Origin of the sequence: Klebsiella sp. PL-2018 (genome assembly GCF_019048985.1) — a bacterium.
Lineage (GTDB): Bacteria > Pseudomonadota > Gammaproteobacteria > Enterobacterales > Enterobacteriaceae > Klebsiella > Klebsiella michiganensis.
The window spans coordinates 3739633-3759613 of record NZ_CP077673.1; the positions used below are offsets into that span (position 1 = coordinate 3739633).

At 46.6% G+C, this 19981-nt stretch carries 21 protein-coding genes and 1 pseudogene; 3 read left to right on the top strand and 19 right to left on the bottom strand.

Features of this window, described 5'->3' with window-relative positions; translation table 11 throughout:
- Positions 1 to 101: 101 nt before the first annotated feature.
- The 7 genes and pseudogenes from MKleb_RS17475 to MKleb_RS17505 form a co-directional block, all read right to left on the bottom strand.
- Positions 102 to 3080 carry a type I secretion C-terminal target domain-containing protein gene (locus MKleb_RS17475; protein WP_228740748.1) on the bottom strand — a complete coding sequence of 993 codons (2979 nt, stop codon included), beginning with the start codon at positions 3078 to 3080 and terminating at the stop codon, positions 102 to 104.
- Positions 3061 to 4226 (bottom strand): IS3 family transposase gene (locus tag MKleb_RS17480; RefSeq protein WP_217076029.1). Its coding sequence is split into 2 segments (ribosomal slippage): positions 3061 to 3971 and positions 3971 to 4226, totalling 1167 coding nucleotides; the frame shifts between segments, so codons are not numbered across the junction. The genes MKleb_RS17475 and MKleb_RS17480 overlap by 20 nt, the downstream gene beginning before the upstream one ends.
- Positions 4227 to 4293: 67 nt before the next feature.
- Complete coding sequence (locus MKleb_RS17485) at positions 4294 to 5730, bottom strand: hypothetical protein (protein WP_267460465.1); 1437 nt, start codon at positions 5728 to 5730, stop codon at positions 4294 to 4296.
- A 92-nt stretch (positions 5731 to 5822) separates the two neighbouring features.
- A protein-coding gene (locus MKleb_RS17490) for an IS1 family transposase (RefSeq protein WP_223274117.1) occupies positions 5823 to 6520 on the bottom strand; the annotation gives its coding sequence in 2 pieces (ribosomal slippage) (positions 5823 to 6271 and positions 6271 to 6520; 699 coding nt in all).
- Positions 6521 to 6575: 55 nt separating this feature from the next.
- Positions 6576 to 7889 (bottom strand): annotated as a pseudogene (locus MKleb_RS17495) (DotA/TraY family protein); the annotation flags it as partial.
- Positions 7890 to 7905: 16 nt separating this feature from the next.
- Positions 7906 to 8430 carry a hypothetical protein gene (locus MKleb_RS17500; protein WP_217076030.1) on the bottom strand — a complete coding sequence of 175 codons (525 nt, stop codon included), beginning with the start codon at positions 8428 to 8430 and terminating at the stop codon, positions 7906 to 7908.
- A 320-nt stretch (positions 8431 to 8750) separates the two neighbouring features.
- Positions 8751 to 9515 carry a hypothetical protein gene (locus MKleb_RS17505; protein ID WP_217076031.1) on the bottom strand — a complete coding sequence of 255 codons (765 nt, stop codon included), beginning with the start codon at positions 9513 to 9515 and terminating at the stop codon, positions 8751 to 8753.
- Between the two features lie 1453 nt (positions 9516 to 10968).
- On the opposite strand from MKleb_RS17505, the gene MKleb_RS17510 reads away from it, so the two are divergent.
- A complete protein-coding gene (locus MKleb_RS17510; protein WP_217076033.1) occupies positions 10969 to 11637 on the top strand; it encodes a DNA-binding protein in 669 nt (222 codons plus the stop codon).
- A gap of 93 nt (positions 11638 to 11730) precedes the next feature.
- Positions 11731 to 12198: a DUF4756 family protein gene (locus MKleb_RS17515; RefSeq protein ID WP_080893861.1), complete on the top strand. Its 468-nt coding sequence runs from the start codon at positions 11731 to 11733 to the stop codon at positions 12196 to 12198.
- Between the two features lie 48 nt (positions 12199 to 12246).
- Here MKleb_RS17515 and MKleb_RS17520 read toward each other — a convergent pair whose 3' ends face one another.
- From MKleb_RS17520 to MKleb_RS17570, 11 genes are all read right to left on the bottom strand, one after another.
- Positions 12247 to 12483 (bottom strand): H-NS family histone-like protein, encoded by a 237-nt coding sequence (locus tag MKleb_RS17520; RefSeq protein WP_217076034.1) that lies wholly within the window; start codon positions 12481 to 12483, stop codon positions 12247 to 12249.
- A gap of 62 nt (positions 12484 to 12545) precedes the next feature.
- On the bottom strand, positions 12546 to 12842 hold the full coding sequence (locus MKleb_RS17525) for a hypothetical protein (protein ID WP_000032534.1): 297 nt from the start codon (positions 12840 to 12842) through the stop codon (positions 12546 to 12548).
- 70 nt (positions 12843 to 12912) lie between these two features.
- Positions 12913 to 13149: a hypothetical protein gene (locus MKleb_RS17530; RefSeq protein ID WP_080893859.1), complete on the bottom strand. Its 237-nt coding sequence runs from the start codon at positions 13147 to 13149 to the stop codon at positions 12913 to 12915.
- A gap of 65 nt (positions 13150 to 13214) precedes the next feature.
- The gene (locus MKleb_RS17535; protein WP_000030115.1) at positions 13215 to 13532 is read right to left on the bottom strand and encodes a hypothetical protein; all 318 of its coding nucleotides are present in this window, start codon (positions 13530 to 13532) and stop codon (positions 13215 to 13217) included.
- 139 nt (positions 13533 to 13671) lie between these two features.
- Positions 13672 to 13890, bottom strand: coding sequence for a helix-turn-helix transcriptional regulator (locus tag MKleb_RS17540; RefSeq protein WP_080893858.1), 219 nt, complete (start codon positions 13888 to 13890; stop codon positions 13672 to 13674).
- Between the two features lie 176 nt (positions 13891 to 14066).
- The gene (locus MKleb_RS17545; protein WP_217076036.1) at positions 14067 to 14927 is read right to left on the bottom strand and encodes a DUF6387 family protein; all 861 of its coding nucleotides are present in this window, start codon (positions 14925 to 14927) and stop codon (positions 14067 to 14069) included.
- A 350-nt stretch (positions 14928 to 15277) separates the two neighbouring features.
- Positions 15278 to 15610, bottom strand: coding sequence for a type II toxin-antitoxin system PemK/MazF family toxin (locus tag MKleb_RS17550; protein ID WP_008804165.1), 333 nt, complete (start codon positions 15608 to 15610; stop codon positions 15278 to 15280).
- Positions 15611 to 15868 (bottom strand): AbrB/MazE/SpoVT family DNA-binding domain-containing protein, encoded by a 258-nt coding sequence (locus tag MKleb_RS17555; RefSeq protein ID WP_109240840.1) that lies wholly within the window; start codon positions 15866 to 15868, stop codon positions 15611 to 15613.
- Between the two features lie 351 nt (positions 15869 to 16219).
- Positions 16220 to 16426 (bottom strand): helix-turn-helix domain-containing protein, encoded by a 207-nt coding sequence (locus MKleb_RS17560; protein WP_074177945.1) that lies wholly within the window; start codon positions 16424 to 16426, stop codon positions 16220 to 16222.
- A gap of 64 nt (positions 16427 to 16490) precedes the next feature.
- Positions 16491 to 16790: a hypothetical protein gene (locus tag MKleb_RS17565; protein WP_162557623.1), complete on the bottom strand. Its 300-nt coding sequence runs from the start codon at positions 16788 to 16790 to the stop codon at positions 16491 to 16493.
- A 148-nt stretch (positions 16791 to 16938) separates the two neighbouring features.
- Complete coding sequence (locus tag MKleb_RS17570) at positions 16939 to 17853, bottom strand: LysR family transcriptional regulator (protein ID WP_109240841.1); 915 nt, start codon at positions 17851 to 17853, stop codon at positions 16939 to 16941.
- Between the two features lie 100 nt (positions 17854 to 17953).
- Between MKleb_RS17570 and MKleb_RS17575 the strand changes: the two genes are divergently transcribed.
- Positions 17954 to 18952 (top strand): aldo/keto reductase, encoded by a 999-nt coding sequence (locus tag MKleb_RS17575; protein ID WP_109240842.1) that lies wholly within the window; start codon positions 17954 to 17956, stop codon positions 18950 to 18952.
- A 37-nt stretch (positions 18953 to 18989) separates the two neighbouring features.
- Here the strand turns inward: MKleb_RS17575 and MKleb_RS17580 are convergent, their stop codons facing one another.
- Positions 18990 to 19916 (bottom strand): LysR substrate-binding domain-containing protein, encoded by a 927-nt coding sequence (locus tag MKleb_RS17580; RefSeq protein ID WP_025106068.1) that lies wholly within the window; start codon positions 19914 to 19916, stop codon positions 18990 to 18992.
- Positions 19917 to 19981 lie beyond the last annotated feature (65 nt).

The window sequence follows — 19981 nt, forward strand, 5'->3', positions numbered from 1 at the left end:
ATTAAATAACGGTCTGCTATCTCCCGGATCGCTGCCCGATTCATTCCTCCGCAATAAATAATCTGGACGGCACTTCCGTGTGCCGTTCGCTATAACGCCGATTAGTTGGAGTTATTTGTATCAAGCAGCTCGTTGAGCGAATTGATATGCACCCCTTCCAGCGTAATTAAGGTTGTTGATTGATGGTCACCGGCCCCGCCGTCGCGGTCGATGGATACCACCGTGTTATTGCCAACGTAGCTCAGGGTCACATAGTTGCCCAAACTGCTGCTGTTCCCATCCCAGTCAACCAGCAGCGCCGACACATCGATATGATCCCCTTGCGCAACCGAGAAATCCTTCCAGGTATCGCTGCCGTTGCCGCCGGTATTGTCATCGGCCAGCAGGTTGTAAACCACCGTGTCGGCCCCGATACCCAGGGTGAAGGTATCGTCATAAGCGGTGCTGTGGATATCGTCGCCGTTCACGCTGCCGGTAATCTGCGGATGCAGATCGATGGTCAGCGTCGCCGCGGAAGAAACGCCATTACTGTCGTTTACCGTGTAGGCGAAGACCTCCTTGTGCGTGATTGTCGACACATCCATCCCTGCCTTCAGACTGTAGGTATAAGAACCATTATTCGCCATCGTCAGGGTGCCATAGTCACCGTAAATTGTGACGCTGCTTCCGGTTACTGCGCTACCGTTGCTGGTGGTGATACTGCCATTACTGTTGAAGGTCCAGGATTCGGCACTGCCAGAGGAAGTATGTCCGGCGACGGTGTATGAGGCATACAGCACGCCATGGAAATCTTCCGTACCGCCCGAGTTGTTTCCGTTCTGGATATTCCCGCTGACGTTGGTTCCTGCCACCGTATAATGCGTTGCGGTATCGAACGTTGTACCGGTGATAGAAGCTCCAACCGTATAATTCGGCGCTGGCGTTAAGAAAGAATCCAGAGTGGCGGTGGCTTTCGAAGCCAGGACCATCTCGTAATTTCCTTCGCTCAATGCCACACCCGTTAGCGTTAGCGTATCCGTAGCGCTAGCTGTTGCGCCGATAATCGTGGTCAGATTTTCTGTCGGTACCCCCTGCCACACCAGAACCTTACTGCCGTCGCCGAGCACATGATAAATACTGACCGTGCTGTCAATCCTGACGGTATTGACCACCGAGCCACTTGCGGTGTAGTTCACATTCACCGAGAGGGTATCCATTTCGCGATCGGCCCCCACGCTAAAGCTAATCGACTTACTCGCTGATACTCCGCCCGTTGTCGACTTACCGCTTGTGTTCAGCCCCGCGGTGTCAATCGCCGGAACATTCACCGTTGCCAGCGCCGTTGCCACGTTCAGCGCAACGACATCATTCACCGCCAGCGAAGCCGGGCTGTCGATATCGATCGTCAGCGTCGTGCTCGCCGTGTGGCCCAGACTGTCGGTTATGGTGTAGGTAAAGACCTCCGATTGGCCGACGCTATTCACTCCGCCGTACGGCTGATAGGTATAGCTACCGTCGCTATGGATGGTCAGCGATCCCCAGGCACCGGCTATCGTCGTTCCGCTGCTGGTGACCGATACCGGATCGGCGTCGGTCACCGAGGTGGCGGTGACGCTCGTCACCTTAATATTTACCCCGGTGTCCGCCACATCGCCGTCGCCATCGCTTTGCAGGACGTTCCCCGTCAGGCTGTCGGTGTGATAGCCCTCAGAGTCGGTGACCGACACGTTGACAAAGGTGCCCAGGTTCAGGTCCAGCAGCGCGCCCAACAGACCGCCGGTATTCGGTGAAGAGACCACCGCCGTGTACGACCCTGAAGGTAACATTGAGGACCAGCCGCCGCCGCTATAGCCCAGGCTGAGACCCAGTCCATTAACATTAATGTTGACGGCGTTGGTCAGAACCTGCACCACTTCGCCGGTCGCCTTATCGACGATAGAGAGATCCGCCGTAAAGGACGATGCGCCACCCAGCAGGCTCAGCAACGTGCTCAGGGCCGCGCCCAGGCTCAGGCCGGTGGTCCCAGAGACAGCGAGCAGCACTTTTTCGTTTGCCCCCGCGGCGACGTCAAAGTCAAAACTATTGCCGTTGAGTAAGCCAACGTTGACGGAACCAAGTAACGAGACGCCGACAAGTTGGCCAACGGTACCGCTTTCTCCGTTGAGGGTATCGAACGTCGCGGTCAGATCCGTTTCCTGAGCATCCGGATTGGCCTGCGCCGGTTCGATGTTGCCGCCGATATTAATCGTCAGGTTAGTCGTCGAGGTATTGCCCGCTTCATCGGTAATGGTATAGCTAAAGACATCCGATTGACCGATAGCGGCCCCGCCTTTGGTCAACTGGTAGCTATAGCTGCCATCAGAGTGAATCGTCAGTACCCCATAAGCCCCGGTGATATTGACGCCAGCGCTGGTCACGTTAACCGGGGTCGATCCGTCGACGGAGTCCGATACCGCGCTGGTGACCGAGATGCCCTGACCGCTATCCTGCATATCGCCGCTGGCTGTGGTATCCAGCACGTTACCTTCAATGGCGCCGACGCTGTAGCCAACGGAATCCGTCACGTCCACGTTGACGAAGCTTGCCACCTGGGCCGCCGCCAGCGCGTTGATCAACGATACCAGGGGGCCGTTACTTTCCGGCGCAGAGATAACCATGGTGTAGTCGCCCGCCGGCAGATTGGCGAAGGAGACCGTGCCGTTATAGGAGAGCCCGCCAAGCAGGCTCGCCGAGATAGAGACGCTGTTTTCCGCAATCGCCACGACTTCGCCGGTGGCCGTATTCACCACCGACAGATCGGCCGTCAGGGTATTTCCTGCTCCCAGCAGGTTGACGATAGTGGTCAGCAATCCGCTCGCCGTCAGCAGCGAGTTGCCGTTCACCGATACCGTCATATCCTCAACGGTTCCGGAACCCACGCTAAAGCGCAGATTATTGCCCGACAGCAGCGAGACATCGACGGTGCTGAGTAACGTCAGGCCAACCAGTTGACCGCTGGTACCGCTGACGTTGTTCAGGTTACCTTCCAGCGCGACAACGTCCGGGCTGTTGCTATCGGGGATGGCCTCGATATTGTAGTGGTCAACTAATTTTGGCCACACGACCTGACTGTTCGTGGAACAGCCGCTCTGATTCATTTGGCGTTAACCCACCGTTATACCAGTGGGGCCGGATGGCACTGTAATAGCCCGTGATGTAGCGGATTATCGCGCTCTGAGCTTCTTTGAAGCTGTTATAGCCCTTCGTCGGCACCCATTCGGTCTTCAGGCTCCGGAAGAACCGTTCCATAGGGGCATTATCCCAGCAGTTACCGCGTCGACTCATGCTCTGCTTTATTCGACAGCGCCACAGAGCCTGCCGGTACTGGCGGCTGGTATAGTGACTGCCCTGGTCACTGTGGAACATCACTCCTGTTGGCTTCCCCCGATGCTCCCAGGCCATCTGCAACGCTTTGACCGTGAGGGCCGAGTCCGGCGACGTCGACATCGCCCAGCCCACAGGTTTACGGGCGAACAGATCCAGCACGGCGGCCAGATAAGCCCAGCATTTTCCCGTCCAGATATAGGTCACATCGCCGCACCAGATCTGATCCGGCGCTGTTACCGCGAACTGCCGGTCGAGATGGTTAGGTATTTCAACGTGTTCGTTCCCGCCGCGTTTGTATTTATGCGCCGGGGCCTGACAACTGGCGATATCCAGCTCTTTCATCAGCTTACCTGCAAGCCATCGCCCGAGTCTGACGCCCCGGCCGCTGACCATCGTGGCGATACTTCTCGCGCCAGCAGAGCCACCACTGGCATTCCAGACTTCACTGACGAGACTCCGTTTGACGGCCCGCTCAGCGTCAGAATCCCTGCCATTTTTACGAATGTAACGATAACTGCTTCGGTGAACACCGAACAGCCGGCACAATGGCGCTACCGGGTAGTGCGCCCTCAGACTGTCGATTATCGTGAACTTTTCAGGGAGTCCGACATCAAGAGCGCGGTAGCCTTTTTTAGGATTTCATTTTCCATTTCAAGGCGTTGTATTTGTTTTCTCATTTCCCTGAGTTCCGTCTGCTCAGGCGTCAGAGGCAGCCCCGGGGGCGTTTTCCCCTGGCGCTCCATACGTAACGATTTAACCCAGCGGTTGATGGCGGAGAGGCTGACGTTCATCGCTTTAGCCGCTTCACCGTGAGTGTAGTTCTGATCAAGAACCAGTTTTGCCGCTTCGGCTTTAAATTCAGCAGTAAATATTTTGCTCATTGGTTCACCTGTAAGATGTTGAGGTGAGCATATCACCTCTACTCAGGTGGCCAAATTCAGTGTGCCACTACATATCGCTGTCGGAATCCGAGTCGCTGTCAGAGTCCGAGTCACTGTCAGAGTCAGAATCGGAATCACTGTCAGAATCGGAATCGCTGTCCGAATCAGAATCGCTGTCGGAGTCCGAGTCGCTGTCGGAGTCGCTATCAGAATCCGAATCGCTGTCTGAATCCGAGTCAGAGTCACTGTCAGAATCTGAGTCGCTGTCAGAATCCGAGTCGCTGTCAGAATCCGAGTCGCTGTCGGAATCGGAGTCGCTGTCGGAATCGGAGTCGCTGTCTGAGTCCGAATCACTGTCGGAGTCAGAGTCGCTGTCGGAATCCGAATCACTGTCGGAGTCGGAGTCGCTGTCGGAGTCCGAGTCGCTGTCGGAGTCGGAATCACTGTCAGAGTCCGAGTCGCTGTCGGAGTCGGAATCACTGTCAGAGTCCGAATCGCTGTCGGAATCCGAGTCACTGTCAGAATCTGAGTCACTGTCGGAGTCAGAGTCACTGTCAGAATCTGAGTCACTGTCGGAGTCAGAGTCGCTGTCGGAATCCGAATCACTGTCGGAGTCGGAATCACTGTCAGAATCGGAGTCGCTGTCGGAATCCGAGTCACTGTCAGAATCCGAGTCACTGTCAGAATCCGAGTCACTGTCAGAATCCGAGTCACTGTCAGAATCCGAGTCACTGTCAGAATCCGAGTCACTGTCAGAATCCGAATCACTGTCGGAGTCAGAGTCGCTGTCCGAATCGGAATCACTGTCGGAGTCGGAATCAGCATCGCTATCCGTATCATCGGCCAGGCCAATATTAATGGTCAGCGTCGTCGTTGCCGTATCGCCATCCGCATCCGTAATGGTGTAGGTAAAGACCTCCGTTTGACCGACAGAGTCAGCGTCTCCGGTCGCGTGATAGGTGTAAGAACCATCGGCATAGATCACCAGCGTACCGTAGGCGCCCTCAACGATCGTCCCCCCCGAGCTAACCGGTTCCGCCGTTGCCCCCGGAACCGAGGTCGCAATGATGCTGGTCACAGTAATATCCGTACCGGTATCGCCAACGTCCCCACCCGCGTCCGTCTGCAGTACGTTACCGCTGATAATCGCGGACTCGTATCCTACGGAGTCGGTTACCGCCACATCCACCGCGGTCGCTACGCTGAGATTCGCCAGGAAATTCACCAGCGTCGGCAGCAGCCCGGTATTCGTTGGCGACGAAATCACTACCGTATAGTTCCCCTCCGGCAGGTCGCTGAAGCTGGCGCTACCGCTGTAATCCAGGCTGACGCCTCCCGCTGTAATAGTCACCGCATTCGACGCCAGCGCAACCACTTCTCCGGTCACCGTATTCACCACCGCGAGATCGGCCTGGAAGGTATTCGTTCCACCCAGCAGCAGCAGTAGCGTATTAATCAGCGCCGCCGAGCTCAGCGTGGTGCCGCCGGAAATATCCAGTGCCACATCCTGAGTCGTTCCACTCGCGACAGTAAAGTCAAAGTTATTACCGCTAAGCAGCGAAACATCGACCACGCCAAGCAGGTAATGACTCCAACTTACTGATAGTGTTTTATGTTCAGATAATGCCCGATGACTTTGTCATGCAGCTCCACCGATTTTGAGAACGACAGTGACTTCCTGCCCAGCCTTGCCAGATGCTGCCTCAGATTCAGGTTATGCCGCTCAATGCGCTGCGTATATCGCTTGCTGATAACGTGCAGTTCTCCCTTCAGGCGTGATTCATAAAGCGGCCAGCCATCCGTCATCCATACCACGACCTCAAAGGCCGACAGCAGGCCAAGAAGACGCTCCAGCGTGGCCAACGTGCGTTCACCGAATACGTGCGCCACAACCGTCCTCCGTATCCTGTCATACGCGTAAAACAACCAGCGCTGGCGTGATTTAGCGCCGACGTAACCCCACTGTTCGTCCATTTCCGCGCAAACAATGACGTCACTGCCCGGTTGTATGCGTGAGTTTACCGACTGCGGCCTGAGTTTTTTAAGTGTCGTAAAATCGTGTTGAGGCCAACGCCCATAATGCGTGCACTGGCGCGACATCCGACGCCATTCATGGCCATATCAATAATTTTCTGGTGTGTACCGGGCTGAGAGGCGGTGTAAGTGAACTGTAGCTGCCATGTTTTACGGCAGTGAGAGCAGAGATAGCGCTGATGTCCGGCAGTGCTTTTACCGTTACGCACCACGCCTTCAGTAGCTGAACAGGAGGGACAGCTGATAGAAACAGAAGCCACTGGAGCACCTCAAAAACACCATCATACACTAAATCAGTAAGTTGGCACCATTACCAGGACCTGCGCCACTTTTACCACTGGTATTGGCTTCTGTTCGGCTTTGCGCATCAATACCATTCGCATATCTTGAAGCTGTCGTCGATTTCGCCATATCCTGAGCTACTTTTGCCATAATTGCGTTCAGACTGTTATCGAATATATCGCCGTATTCCATTGTCGCTTGCCCAGCTACAGGAAGATTATGAGCTGCTCCATTAATCGCATCCTGCACACGGATCAGTTTCATACTCCATGCGCCAGCCATAAACCATCCGTCTTTCTGGACATTCTCTTTGAAATCATCCCACTGGTCGCCAGTGGAGAAAACTGTTCGTACTGCAGTATCAATAATGGATACATATGAGGCTGTTGCGCTGTTTATTCCGGTCTGAATATCAATATTATTATCGGCCACATACTGTTCAGCCAGCGTTTTCATACTGTTATCAAGACCGATGAATGCGGCATTGTGTGCCTCAATAACATCTGAAATATTCGTCTTTATATCCTGTGGCATATAAGCCATATACATGCCGCCAGCAGCAATGGTAGCCTGAGCTTTAGCCTGTTCATCATAAGAAGCTTTGGCCTTGGGGTCTGTAAGCGTGATGCTTCCACATGCAGCCTTGGATACCAGTAAATTTTTATTCATATCATTACCGGCATTGCTGGCCCCATAACTGTATGTGTATAAATAGGCACCTTTCTCCGGCGTCATTTCAAACGCAGGCGTGACGTGCGGGAAGGGATCGGCTGCTGCTGATTTCTTCCATAATTCACCCGCCTTCAACATACAGACGTTATTGATAAACGCAGTTTTCGCTATACGGTCAAGTTCCTGATAAGACGCTGATGTTGTGATAACTGCTCCATCTGAGGGGTTAGAGGCGTAAGTATTCCAGACGGTATCCGCCAGACCTACTCCCTGATTAATCATCCACAGCACCATAACCTGAGCGGCACAGAAACCACCTGCTGCCGGGAGTATCATTGCCGTGCCTAATGCAGTTCTTACGGGCAACCACATGGAAGACCATTTCTTACCCAGCATTTCTCCGTCATGTGCCGTTGACATGGTTCCGGCAATCAGCGTGTAGGCAGCTAAAATACCACCAATCAGCAAAACGGCGCTGTTAAGGATTGTCATTGTGCTGGCTAAGGGACTTTCCGCTAAATTGTCCGGGAATAAGATATCCAGAAACCACAGCTTTGATTTGTCTGTCTCCGGGACGGTAAATAAATCTGCGGCATAAGCTGACTGAGTTAATAACAGGCAAGCTAATATTACTAATAATATCGATACTTCTTTTTTCTTTATATTTATCATCATTACATTCCTTTGCCTCTTACTTCATTGAATTACTGATGCTGCTCCAGACATCGTTTCCGTTGACTGTTGCTCCCGATCCTGATGAAGAGCCAGTTCCTGTAGAAACACTTCCATTTGCGATATTCCCAATCACGGGCATATCAATAGAAATGCTTTCGGATATACTTCCGGTCAGTTGACTTACTTTTTCCCTCGCAATCGAACAGGCTTTACTTATTGCTGCTTCCTTCGTTTTTTTAATTATTGAATCCACAGATGGCAGGCTGATGCCGAGGTTACCCACAGGCCAAGCGTCCGTACAACCAATCGTCTCAAGTGACTGATTGATGTTATCCATGAAATTCTTCGCTACCGGCTCTAACTGAGCCGCATCCTGCTTCATGGCGTTATATTGCGCTTGTTTTAATGATGAGCTGACATCCGGGCTACAGACTGCTGCGTTAGCCGTGGTTGCTGAAATTAATATTGTTGCGGGAAGGATTATTTTAAAAATGCGTACACAGACATTTGTTCGCCATTTCTTTTTATTAAGTTTTTTCATTTGATACTCCTTTGATTTATTACATTTTATTCACCATATTTTCTTCTTCTGATTAAATAAAAATACAATGCCTTATTAATATATATTAAATAAAATAGAATTAATCAAGAGAACGATAATTTAATTTGACAATGACTTTATTTTTGATTACTGTTTAAAAGTAAATAAATGATTACTCCGAAAAATTTATTACAATACTCTGAAGAGGCCAGTTTATCTGGCTTCTTTTAATTTAATAAGGCTTTAACCTTCCACATCCCAACATTTAAAATATAAATATATGTGTATAAAAAGTCCAGAGAAGTCGCGTTAATGGATCACTAAATATTATCCCAATCTAACGGTTCTTCTGGTGGCACAAGACTTGTGTTCTCTACAGAAGGGATTCCATTTATACTTTCACTCTTCGCTAACCCTTGAGACTTTTTAGCCTGCAATCTTGCGATTAACAAATCTATATCTTCTTGGTTATTAACTTCTTGCATAACTGCTTCAATTGACCTGTTTTTATCTTTAAGTTTGCTATTGCCGCCGCCATTGACAACTGTGCTTTCGGGTTGTTCTTCCATTGCTTCTTTCTTTTTTATAATCTCTGAAACAAAGCGAGCACGATCACCATTGAAGACAATAGCAGGGTTTATGAAATACCAGTTTTTCTCATTGGTTTTAGCAATAATACGTTTCTCGATGAGTTCTTTGATCCCTCTGTAAAAGATAGATTCAGACAAGACAAAGTGATCTATCTTTTCCGCAAGAGACATTGCTTTTTTACAGCTCAGGTAGAAATGATCTTTGCCTATCGCATCCTGATATATTCGTAAAAATATGAAAAACACTTTGTATGCTGTTTTCGTGAGATCAAAGTATGCTTTTATCTGAGAGGTATAGAGTTTAATGAACTCTTCTTTATCGACCTCTTGCGTATGCACGATATTGGCGAAGTAGCTTTTACCTGTATCTTTCTTTTCGATAAGTTCTGTGCCTCTTGAAACAGTTAGATTTTTCTTTCTTGTTTCAATCTTTATTTCTGTCTCAAAGCAAAAAGGGTTTAAGCCTAAATCTAAATCAACTTCTATTTCATTCATCACGTTATTACCTCTTATCATTTTATCTTTAATTAAATACCATGCACAAAATAGATATCAAGTTTTTTGCATATTTTTTTGCGAAAATATTTTAGAAATCGCAAGTATTCCAGTGACTAGAATTTAAAACACAGTCATTTTTAGTTTATAAAATGACATAGAAACTGACTACAGAGTCAGGAAAGCTCACCGTGCAGTCAGGAATACTGACCACAGAGTCAGGAGCACTGACCATACAGTCAGTCACGTATTTTCGTCATAAGTCTTATACCGCAAGGGCTACAGGCCGATTTTTTCTTAATTTAATTTTGCAAGAAGTAAGAGATAATACTTAAGAGGATTAAAAGAAACCGGGCGATTTTTATGATCGCCACACAGGGTTGCAACATTAAAAATGATAAGGTACTTATGAGTGAAATTTATATTTTTATTGTAAAGCATTCCTCTCTGTTTGATTAAAATCCTTTTTTGATAATATCCACCATCTATGAGCTGAAGCTCATGTGCTGACGCACGGCTACGCCCTGACTCTGACATTAATATATTTTTTCTTGATAAAGTAGTTCAATATTTCTAGTAAAGGCGTAAAAGATCGGTTTTAGATCGTTTTATCATTCAGTTATAAAAAAATGATCCTATTTTTGAACATAGCATTACCGTGATAAAATATAAAATTCTCTCTAGATCGTATAGGAAAACTATATTTATAAAAGCAGCACTTAGTGATTGTTCAAGACAATCACATTGCTGGAGCAGGGTTCATGCCTGTTAGTGATGGATTTATCCAAAAAAGATCGCGTCGAAGACGCACATAAAGTAAAAGGCAAATTAATTAATCTCTCACAATAAAAGCAGCGATTCGTGATTGTAGAAAACAATCACTCCGCTGTAATAACAGAATAAGAAAAATAAACAGATTACACCATGGGTGCCATTTTCATAAGGAACAAATAAACTTCATCGCAAAACGTTTCTGGACAGATCAATTAAGAAATATTTCAATACAATTCATCCTTCATTGCTGAAAACCTCCAACGCCATTCATAAAACAGCAGGTGCCATTCAACAGGCACACATTCCCTTTTACTATATTAAAATTATTACTATATTACAGCTGTTATTTCTCATATAAAACAATATATTACAGAAAAAAGGTTATAGGTTCCTATAACTATGGTTATCGATATCTATAACTCGGATTATAGTTTACTATAACCATAGTTAGCAAAAACTATAACTATAGTTCCGCACTAAAACTATTATTCAATAACTGGCGGACACTCCACTCTAAGTAAACTTACTCCAGCCAGAAAGTAATAAGCTTTTTATCCATCATACTCAATGGATAGCTTTCCACTATTTTATAACTTTTTCCACTGATTTTTGACTTTGTTATTGACGATAGTGTTTAATCTGTTATGTATTAATAAAAAACAATAAAAGGAAAAATACAATGACACAGATCGATTTTAACGCCCTCAGTGATTTATCACCCTTCCAGCTAACACAGTATATTGATGACCATCATTTCACCAGTGAACAAAAGGTGTTAATATTTGAGTATTATCACAGCACACATAAAGATACGACCAACATCTATTCAAGAAAGGAAAATATTAAATCTATAAAGAAAGATGTTGATTATGTTCATATGTTTACGAAAAACTTCCAGCAACTCGCAGAACTTGATATTTCAAAGAATGAACTGAAAGTTATCGCAAGGATATTAAATATCATGGAGTTTGGAAACTGCTTTCATATCTCACAGGCAAAACTATGCCGCGACTTGGACATTAAAAAGTCAAACATGTCTCTTGTCTTTAAAAAACTCAAAAAGAAAGGGATTATCATTGATAAAGATGGAGATCTATTTATGAACTCTAACATATTCCTCAAAGGACAAGCTCATTCTATAAATGCCAAACAACGACCTAATGTCAAAAAAGCACAGGGATTTGTTGTTGATGATAAAGAAAGATTTGATAACGTTTATACTTTCAGATCAGAAACTGATGAAAGTAATGATATGGACAGCAATAGTGAACCATCTATGAATAATGGGGATTTGAAACTACAGCGCCCTGATGAGACTCCTGAATACTTATTTGAACAAGCAGAATAGCCATAGACATTATTTAAACGCCATGCTGTAATTTGACACTTACACTATATCTCGTAATATAAATATATTCACTATTTTATTTACGAGGTATATATGAGGAAAGTAAAATTAGACAACGATGATTTAATTCAGTATCTGAACACCATCAAAGCATTAAAAAAATATCCAACGATGTCTGAATACAGGGAGGAATATCGCAGGATAAGAACCGATGGTTCACCGTTGAGTGAAGCCAAGAAATTTAAATCGGCGCATACCGAACTTCTGAGATTAGACAGGAAGAAAAAATCGTTGCTCGAGAAATTTATTGAAGAACTCAACCCTGTCAGTCACGCATCAGCCCTTGCGTCAAGAAAGCTTGAAAAAGTACAGGAGTCCATTATCTACCGAAAGTCATTACTTGAGAAAAGCCCTGATGAACTCGTCGCTCTGGTCATAAAACAGCGCACAGAAGCTGCTATTGAGTTCCAGCGTTCTGTTGAGCAAAGTCTTGAGCAACTTTCAGATATATCTTCTGATTTTAATGCATCAGCAACAAAGCGCCGAAAATTTTCTATCTAGAATAAAACTACCATACTGGCAGTTTATTACCAATATGGTGGTTTTATTTTATAACTCATGTGATGATACACGATCACGCTCCATTTTCTTAAGCAACCGTTGTAATCTTTCTGCCCTTAGCTTTTGTGCCTTCTTCTCACCAATCTCCTGATAGTATTCTTCCCGACGCTCCGCAACAACTTTGCGGAACTTCTTCAAAAACTGTTCCAGTGTTTTGATGTCGGTAGTAGCAGCTTCTGATTGGATTTTTTTATACATATACATTACATGAAATTCATCAATCATTTTTGGCTCCTGTTTTTATTTACTGTTTTTTAGTTAGCCCCTTGCGGGGCAACTTTTAGAACTCATTTCCTGAATCGTTCTGAATGGCACACCAACACAACAGCAATCTGCTCGAAGTTAACTTCATTAATACTCCCACTATCACCTTCTTGGGTTGTAAATCTCTCAAAGTTATTCTGAATATGGTCAATGATGTTCATAATAAATGGACTCATGAAATCAGGATCATCAAGATAGTCATTAGCGTCTCCATCTCCATTCACTTCCTGAAAAAGCTTCCAGCTTGCCTCCAATGATCTTATAGCAAGATCAAGGAACAGCTGTGTAGACTTATTTGTTACTACAGTTTCTTTAGACATAATTAATCCTCATTTTTACATATTTGTTTGACTTATTTTATTTAGCCCCGGAATAGGGATAAAGAGATAACTACTTTTTATAAACCAGATTAATGTTCACTGATCCGTATCTTAAATCCATTTCACTGACAAGCTCGTTATTAACATACCTGTTCAGTGCGTCTGTAAGGTTTTCATCATCCATTACTTCCTCTGCTGAATACCCACATAGCGCAATGAACGTACTGACGCTTGCTTGGATGGTGCAGAATATTTCAGGCGTTTGCTCACATAGCAGACTTACTGATATTGCAATATTATCATTCATTTAAATGTTCCTTTATTGAGTTGATTATTAGCCCCTTGCGGGGCCATATATTGACCACATGACCATTAGTTTGAGTTAAAAATAACGTTGTGCATATGTCTCAGATTCACTTTGACCTCATCGAATAAAACATCTCTGAGAGAGCCTGAGCTTTTACACTCCTTAAGAAACTTATTAAATCCTTCCTTACTATTTTCTATTACCTTGTCAAAAACATCATCCATATATATTCTGTCTTCAACCATTTTAACAAATCTATCGCCCATGTATTCCTGCATATTACTGATATAAAGCTCATAGCAATAAAATGACTTCACAAGGAATAATCTGGTAGATTCATTGTAAACTTTGATTTCGTGGACTTCTGTTATTGCTTTGCTCATTTTTATTTCCTTCTTTATTTTTAAGTGAACGTCCCCCTACAGAAATCTGTATGATTTTGGTAAGGGATATTATTTACAACAGTTTTATTTTCTTATGTTTACATAAAACCTCCTTAGATCATTATATGGATAATATTTGTTAAACTGCTTGTTTTCGTGATGCCTGAATAGCTCGTTCAATCCACGCATCCACCTCACTTTCAATAAAGGCGATTGCTCTTACACCTGTTTTTATCTGTGAGGGAAAGCAGCCCGCTTTAATAAGCTCATATATCCATGTTTTCCCGAATCCAGTTCTGTTCATTACCTCAGGTAAACGAATAAGCTTGGGATGTTTATCTGTTTTGATTTGAACCATATTTATCTCCTGTGTTGTTCGATGAGATAATTGTATGGGTTTTTCTTGTGATTTAAGAGGGACGTTCGAGAAGAAGTTTTTTACGCAGATTTTTGGAATGGGGAAAAATAGGGTATGTTCAGCCTTAGTGAATATAGGCGATATTTACATTGCGCAAAACACCGCCTTTTGGAAGATCAGTCCTGATCGGATTGCTCATCCTTACCAAGTTCCTCTCTGATCAGATCTCGAATATTCCAGTGTCTTCTGTCGTCGTATCTATATGTAAAATCGACAAAAGAGCGATAGTGAGCAAGGTTTGTCAGATACTTAACTGCCAGAGGATGATCTGTTGATTTCACCTTATCTACATCACGGATACCGTCTTTAAACTCATCAGGGTATAAAAAGCTGGTCAGTTGTGGCATACCAATCCTGACCTCTTCATCCTGCGCCCAGAACAGCAGGTCCATGATTGGGATAATGTTGTAATCGAGTATTTTTTTAAGGTTGCTGACCCCAAAGCGAAAATCTCTGGCTGGAGGCTCAGGAGCCTGAAGCTGCTGTTTCCACTCAGGAACCATGACTTTCAGGTGATTGATGATTTCTTCGGATGACGTTTCTGCCAGATTAATTTGAACCAGCATCAGCCCTTCGTTGTTTACCCCGGCTTCCTTCAGATAGTGCGAGACTTCCATATGTGGTAGGGGTTTTCCTTCCGGGTTTACGTATTTATCGAAAGCAGCAACATAACCCGCCACCTCCCACAGCCCTTGGTGTGTGACAGGCTTGATGGCATAGCTGGAAGACAGTCTTTTTTCTGGCCCCCCGAAAACATCACCAAACACGACCTTGCCTTCAATCAGCTCTTCGTAATATTTCTGATGCCTGCGAAGATTTTCAGGAGACAACTCAGCCCGGTTTTGTTCCATACGATAGGCGACAATCCTGTTTTCTATCTCTTGGAAAAGCTGTTCCACTGTCAAATTTTGCAGGACGCTGTAATTTTCAATGTTGAACCATTCATTAACAGCGCTCGCGATCTCTGCTTTGGTCATGAGATATCCTTCTGGCTTTACTTATCTCTTTGATATGTTATGAGTAAACATATCGGATTTGGTGGCAGTAATCTATTCAATAGAGCAGGGAAAGCAGCGGAACAACCAGTCCAAATTTCAAGATAGTTCAGTGAAGTTCAGCAAAGTGTGTTGTCATAACCAATTGAATATAATTGACATTATATCGATACGAGATTAAAAATGTTGGTAAATATGATGGTAAAAAATCATATCACTTCAACAAAACCACTAATAACAGGAGATATAGATGAAGTTCGAGTCCAGTCAGAGGAGCCACATTTAAAAAGCCTGCTTTCGAGCAGGCTTTTTGCTTTTTTGCGTCGCTGACGTTAACTGAGAATCGCATCCAGCCTGGCAAGCACTTCATTGACAACGGCGTCAGGTATGCGTTCCAGACGCTTGCCGTTCCGGGCCGCCATATCGATAGTTCTGGGCTGGTCGCAGCGAATAACGCCTGTTGTTTTGGTCCCCGCCTCTTCCAGTGAAACCGTGAAGCCTGCTGTACGTGCAAAGTTTCCGCCGCTGGTGACGGGAACCACGACCGGTAGCCGGGTCAGCTTGTTAAACGATGCCTTCGATACGATAAGTACCGGACGTTTTCCACTTTGCTCGTGGCCAGCAATCGGATCCAGTGAAACAAGCCAGATTTCCCCTCTGTCCATTTACAGGATCTCCTTGCCTACCGCAGGCGCATCAACCCATTCCCGCTCCTCTTCGTTCATTTCAGCGTGCGGATCGCACTGCGCCAGCAGCTCCTCCAGCGAATAATGAGGTCGTTTCTGGGGTTCGATAATCAGGCATCCATTGTTAATGGTCATGCCGACTTCGCTGTCCGTAGATAGCTCCAGCGTTTTAAGCACGGCGGGAGGAACCGCCAGCATGATGGATCCGCCGACCTTTTTCAGGCGAGTGGTATACATAGAGCACCTCCGAATATTATATTTTAATATAACATCCATGTCAGGATATGCACAATTATTCATCAGGTTCATGGTGATTTCCTTTTCGTAATAAAGCGTGAAGAAAGCCGTTATCCATCGAAGGACAGAGCCAGCAGTTTTCATAGTCAACGTTGCCGGTAAAACGACAACCATCCAGATACATCAGGCGCTTCTTTCAGGTCATGAAGCCTTTCGTGCAGGCGGGAGCTAGCTTAGTTCGTGGTAAGAAAGTCGATAATAGAAAACTGTTTTTGCGGTTCAAAGGATTATGACGGATCGGATAAACAAAATGCGGCGCAGCTTCCGTATCGGGGCTGCGCCGGAAGGACATCAGCGATAGCGCGAAGGCCAGATGCTCTTAGGCGCAACATCTAACGCTTCAGCAATCAATCTTTCGCCTTTGGGCCAGCGGTGGGTAAGCGTACTAGCCAGCATTGAGGACACCAGGACCTGCCTGTCGCAAAAGCGCTGACAGTAAAGTGCCCCGTTTTTCAGCCCACCTATGATGTCGACAGGATGCCGGTCAGACTGCATCATACTTTGAGCTATACCGCGTCAATAAACTTCACTCTTCAGGTAGTACATCGCCAGCGCGGGGCTTTCATTTTTGTTGTGAGCTCATCAAAAAACGGCTGAAAATTGAGGAGACTAAAACACCATTAATGATTTTGAGGCGAAAGCTTGGGGCGTTCCTTTTGTTTCTGCCCGCAACCCTGAAGACAAAGCCAGGGACGAAGATCTCATCGTTATGGCAATTCGTCATATACTGAATGACAAAGCGGGTGCCGACCAAACTGGGTTCAAAAACGCCAGGCATATCGCCGCCATTTTCGTCAGCGATACCAACCCCGGCGGCTACCGGGAGGATCGGGGCTATAACGGGTTTAGCGGTATTTTGCACCCGTGCAGCCCCGGAACCGGGCAGCGTTAATGGCGCGGGATGGCGACCGGACGATAAAGCCGCAGAAGCGTCAGGCGTACAGACAATACAAAAGAGCGTGATAAAATCAGTTTTTCATCCCGTCTATTTTCACCCGCCGTTTCACATGCTATTGCTGCAGGATATTTTTATTCATCGACATCATCCATGTTATAAATGTTCTCAGGGGGACCGGGATATGTTTGCGGCTCGGATAGTAAATATTAAAATGATCGGCAGGATAACGATAATCAGACAGTAAGCGGACAAGCCCGCCTTCGTTAATTTTATCCTGAACCAGATTCTCATATACAAAGGCAATACCTAATCCGGATTCCGCAGCCTGTATCATCGCCGCATCGGAATCCATCACCAGATCGCCCTTCACAGCCACTTCCGTTATAACGCCCGTAGCGCTAATAAACTCCCAGCGGTACAGATCCCCACCTGGAAAGCAACGATTAATGCATCTGAAATTAACGAGATCTTTTGGTGAAGAGGGTGCGCCGCATTTTTTTATAAAATCCGCACTCGCCACTGGAATAAGAGATAGCGGCTCTCCAAAGGGTATGGCAATCATATCTTTAGGCACATCTTGCGTATAGCGTATACCCGCATCAAATCCTGAATCTATAATATTGACTTTTCTGTCCGTGGTGAATAACTCAAGTTTAATATCCGGATACTCATTTTTGAACGGTGCGAAGTAACGTTGAAAGAAGAGATCCAGCACAATGCGTGGCAAATTTAGTCTCACCACCCCTTCCGGCTTTGCTCTGTGCTCATTAAGGTTATCAATCACCCGCCTGTAGTCATTGAGCACAGGAGTAACGTCATTCAGAAACTCCTGGCCGATAGCGGTCAGAGAAAGACTGCGCGTAGAACGATTTAAAAGCCTCGCGCCCAGTTTCTCTTCCAGATTATTTATGGCAATAGTTAACGTTGGTGGAGAAATATTCAACTCTTTTGCTGCCTGACGAAAACTTCCATGCTTCACAATAAGAATAAGCATTTCTACATGTTGCAATTCGGGAATATTTTTCATTGTTAACATCCGTAAAATACTGCATTAGAAAGAGATTAATTGTTGTGAGTGGAAAAGGGAAGTATATATTTCAGCACATTGTACGAGTGAGGAAAATAAAATGGAAACACGTTATCTGGGAAAGAATAAATTTCAGGTGTCGGCATTAGGTCTGGGTTGTATGGGAATGAGTTTTGCCTATGGCGGAGCCGAAGAGTCGCAGGCAATTAACACCATTCACGCTGCGGTTGATTTGGGCGTCACCTTCCTTGATACCGCAGAAGTTTATGGCCCATTTGAGAATGAAGTGCTGATCGGAAAAGCAATCAAAGGCGTTCGCGATAAGGTACAGATTGCGACCAAATTTGGTTTCCGCATTCTTCCTGGCGGTCAGGGGCTTGAGCGTATGGCCGGCGTTGACAGCCGTCCTGAACATATCCGCGAAGCGGTAGAAGGCTCCCTAAAACGTCTCAACGTCGAGACTATTGATCTCCTTTATCAGCACCGCGTTGATCCCACCGTCCCCGTTGAAGACGTAGTGGGAACAATGGCAGATCTGGTCAAGGAAGGGAAAATTCTCCATATCGGACTTTCCGAGGTCTCTGCCAATACTTTACGCCGGGCCTGTGTAGTTCATCCGATCGCCGCCGTTCAGACTGAATATTCTCTCTGGACCCGCGAGCCGGAAGAAAACATTCTTAAAACTTGCCGCGAATTAGGGGTAGGATTTGTGCCCTATAGCCCGCTGGGTCGTGGATTCTTAACCGGCAAAATCACCGATCGGTCCGGCTTCGCCGAGGATGATTTTCGGCGCAATCTTCCTCGCTTCCAGCACGATGCCATGCGGAAAAACCAGCAGCTACTCAGCCAGCTGCGGGATGTGGCCGATAAATATCGCTCTACCCTGGCCCAGCTCGCTCTCGCGTGGGTGATGAGTAAAGGCGATGATATCGTCCCCATTCCCGGCGCGCGCCAAATCGCGCATTTGCAGGATAATGCCGGCGCAGCCAGCCTGGCTATTTCCGATGTGGATATTAAACTCATCGATCGCATCTTTACCCCTGACAATATTCACGGATTAAGATATACCCAGGGTGATTTTCATTTAATCGATAAGTAACATCCTGCTATAAATTCTCCCGCCTTTCCGGCGGGAGCTAAGATTTACCGTCTCGCGCACATCTCTCCTCCACCGCGCCAGTTTGCTGGCGCCACGCGGTAACCTCCTCATCAAGCCAGGCCTTAAATAGAACGGCTTCGTTTTTCTGCTCTGCGCCCTGCGATGAAACCAGCCAGTAAGGCCACGGATAAGGGGCGGTGAAAGACGTAAGCTGTACCAGCTCACCTCTGGAGAGCGCATCCTGAACTAAAGAGCGGCGTTCCAGCGCGATACCTTTACCGAGCCGGACGGCCTCCAGCACCAGGTTTGAGTCGTTGATGCACAAACCGCCTGGCACAATCTCTCTTTCAAGCCCCGCGTTGATACACCATGCTTTCCACGACTCCATGGAAAAGATAATGTTGCTCTTCGCTATCTCTGACGGCGTACGGGGGAGCACGCCGCCGTTATAGGTTGGCGCGGCCACAACGATAAGCTGATCGGAGAAAAGGTAATGGCTCTCCGTTCCTTCCCAGTCGCCTTTTCCCATGCGTATAGCCAAATCCGCCCCTTCCTGCTGCATGCTGGTTATCGCCAGGCTCGCCTGTATTCGCAGCGAGATATGGGGGTATTTCTCCCGAAATCGTTCCAGGCGAGGCAACAACCAGTGGCAGCCGAACGAGGGCACCATCGCCAGGGTCAGCTCCTGCCTGCGTGGGTTGACCTGCACCAGCCGGGTGGCATCAGCAATATGGTGCAAAGCCTCGCGGACCTGTAAGGCATAGAGCCGCCCTTCTTCATTAATCTGCACGCCGCGGCCGTGACGGATAAACAGCTTGAGGCCGACCATCTCCTCCAGCACTTTAATCTGCTGGCTGATGGCTGAATGCGTAACGTGTAGCTCTTTCGCCGCCAGCGTCACGCTGCCAAGACGCGCCACGGCTTCAAAACTACGTAAACTCGCAATAGGGGGAAAATCCGCCATGTTACCGCTCCCACAACCTGACGCGTAAAACGTGACCCACAATCTGTCAGTAATACTAACCCAAC

Excerpts from the sequence above, each read along its gene's own strand:
- MKleb_RS17515 (WP_080893861.1), top strand. The coding sequence starts at position 11,731 with ATGAGGAAAGTAAAATTAGACAACGATGATTTAATTCAGTATCTGAAC.
- MKleb_RS17500 (WP_217076030.1), bottom strand. The coding sequence starts at position 8,430 with ATGAAAAAACTTAATAAAAAGAAATGGCGAACAAATGTCTGTGTACGC.
- MKleb_RS17550 (WP_008804165.1), bottom strand. The coding sequence starts at position 15,610 with ATGGACAGAGGGGAAATCTGGCTTGTTTCACTGGATCCGATTGCTGGC.
- MKleb_RS17525 (WP_000032534.1), bottom strand. The coding sequence starts at position 12,842 with ATGTCTAAAGAAACTGTAGTAACAAATAAGTCTACACAGCTGTTCCTT.
- MKleb_RS17520 (WP_217076034.1), bottom strand. The coding sequence starts at position 12,483 with ATGATTGATGAATTTCATGTAATGTATATGTATAAAAAAATCCAATCA.
- MKleb_RS17530 (WP_080893859.1), bottom strand. The coding sequence starts at position 13,149 with ATGAATGATAATATTGCAATATCAGTAAGTCTGCTATGTGAGCAAACG.
- MKleb_RS17560 (WP_074177945.1), bottom strand. The coding sequence starts at position 16,426 with ATGATGCAGTCTGACCGGCATCCTGTCGACATCATAGGTGGGCTGAAA.
- MKleb_RS17510 (WP_217076033.1), top strand. The coding sequence starts at position 10,969 with ATGACACAGATCGATTTTAACGCCCTCAGTGATTTATCACCCTTCCAG.
- MKleb_RS17540 (WP_080893858.1), bottom strand. The coding sequence starts at position 13,890 with ATGGTTCAAATCAAAACAGATAAACATCCCAAGCTTATTCGTTTACCT.
- MKleb_RS17555 (WP_109240840.1), bottom strand. The coding sequence starts at position 15,868 with ATGTATACCACTCGCCTGAAAAAGGTCGGCGGATCCATCATGCTGGCG.
- MKleb_RS17505 (WP_217076031.1), bottom strand. The coding sequence starts at position 9,515 with ATGAATGAAATAGAAGTTGATTTAGATTTAGGCTTAAACCCTTTTTGC.
- MKleb_RS17575 (WP_109240842.1), top strand. The coding sequence starts at position 17,954 with ATGGAAACACGTTATCTGGGAAAGAATAAATTTCAGGTGTCGGCATTA.
- MKleb_RS17535 (WP_000030115.1), bottom strand. The coding sequence starts at position 13,532 with ATGAGCAAAGCAATAACAGAAGTCCACGAAATCAAAGTTTACAATGAA.
- MKleb_RS17570 (WP_109240841.1), bottom strand. The coding sequence starts at position 17,853 with ATGAAAAATATTCCCGAATTGCAACATGTAGAAATGCTTATTCTTATT.
- MKleb_RS17545 (WP_217076036.1), bottom strand. The coding sequence starts at position 14,927 with ATGACCAAAGCAGAGATCGCGAGCGCTGTTAATGAATGGTTCAACATT.
- MKleb_RS17580 (WP_025106068.1), bottom strand. The coding sequence starts at position 19,916 with ATGGCGGATTTTCCCCCTATTGCGAGTTTACGTAGTTTTGAAGCCGTG.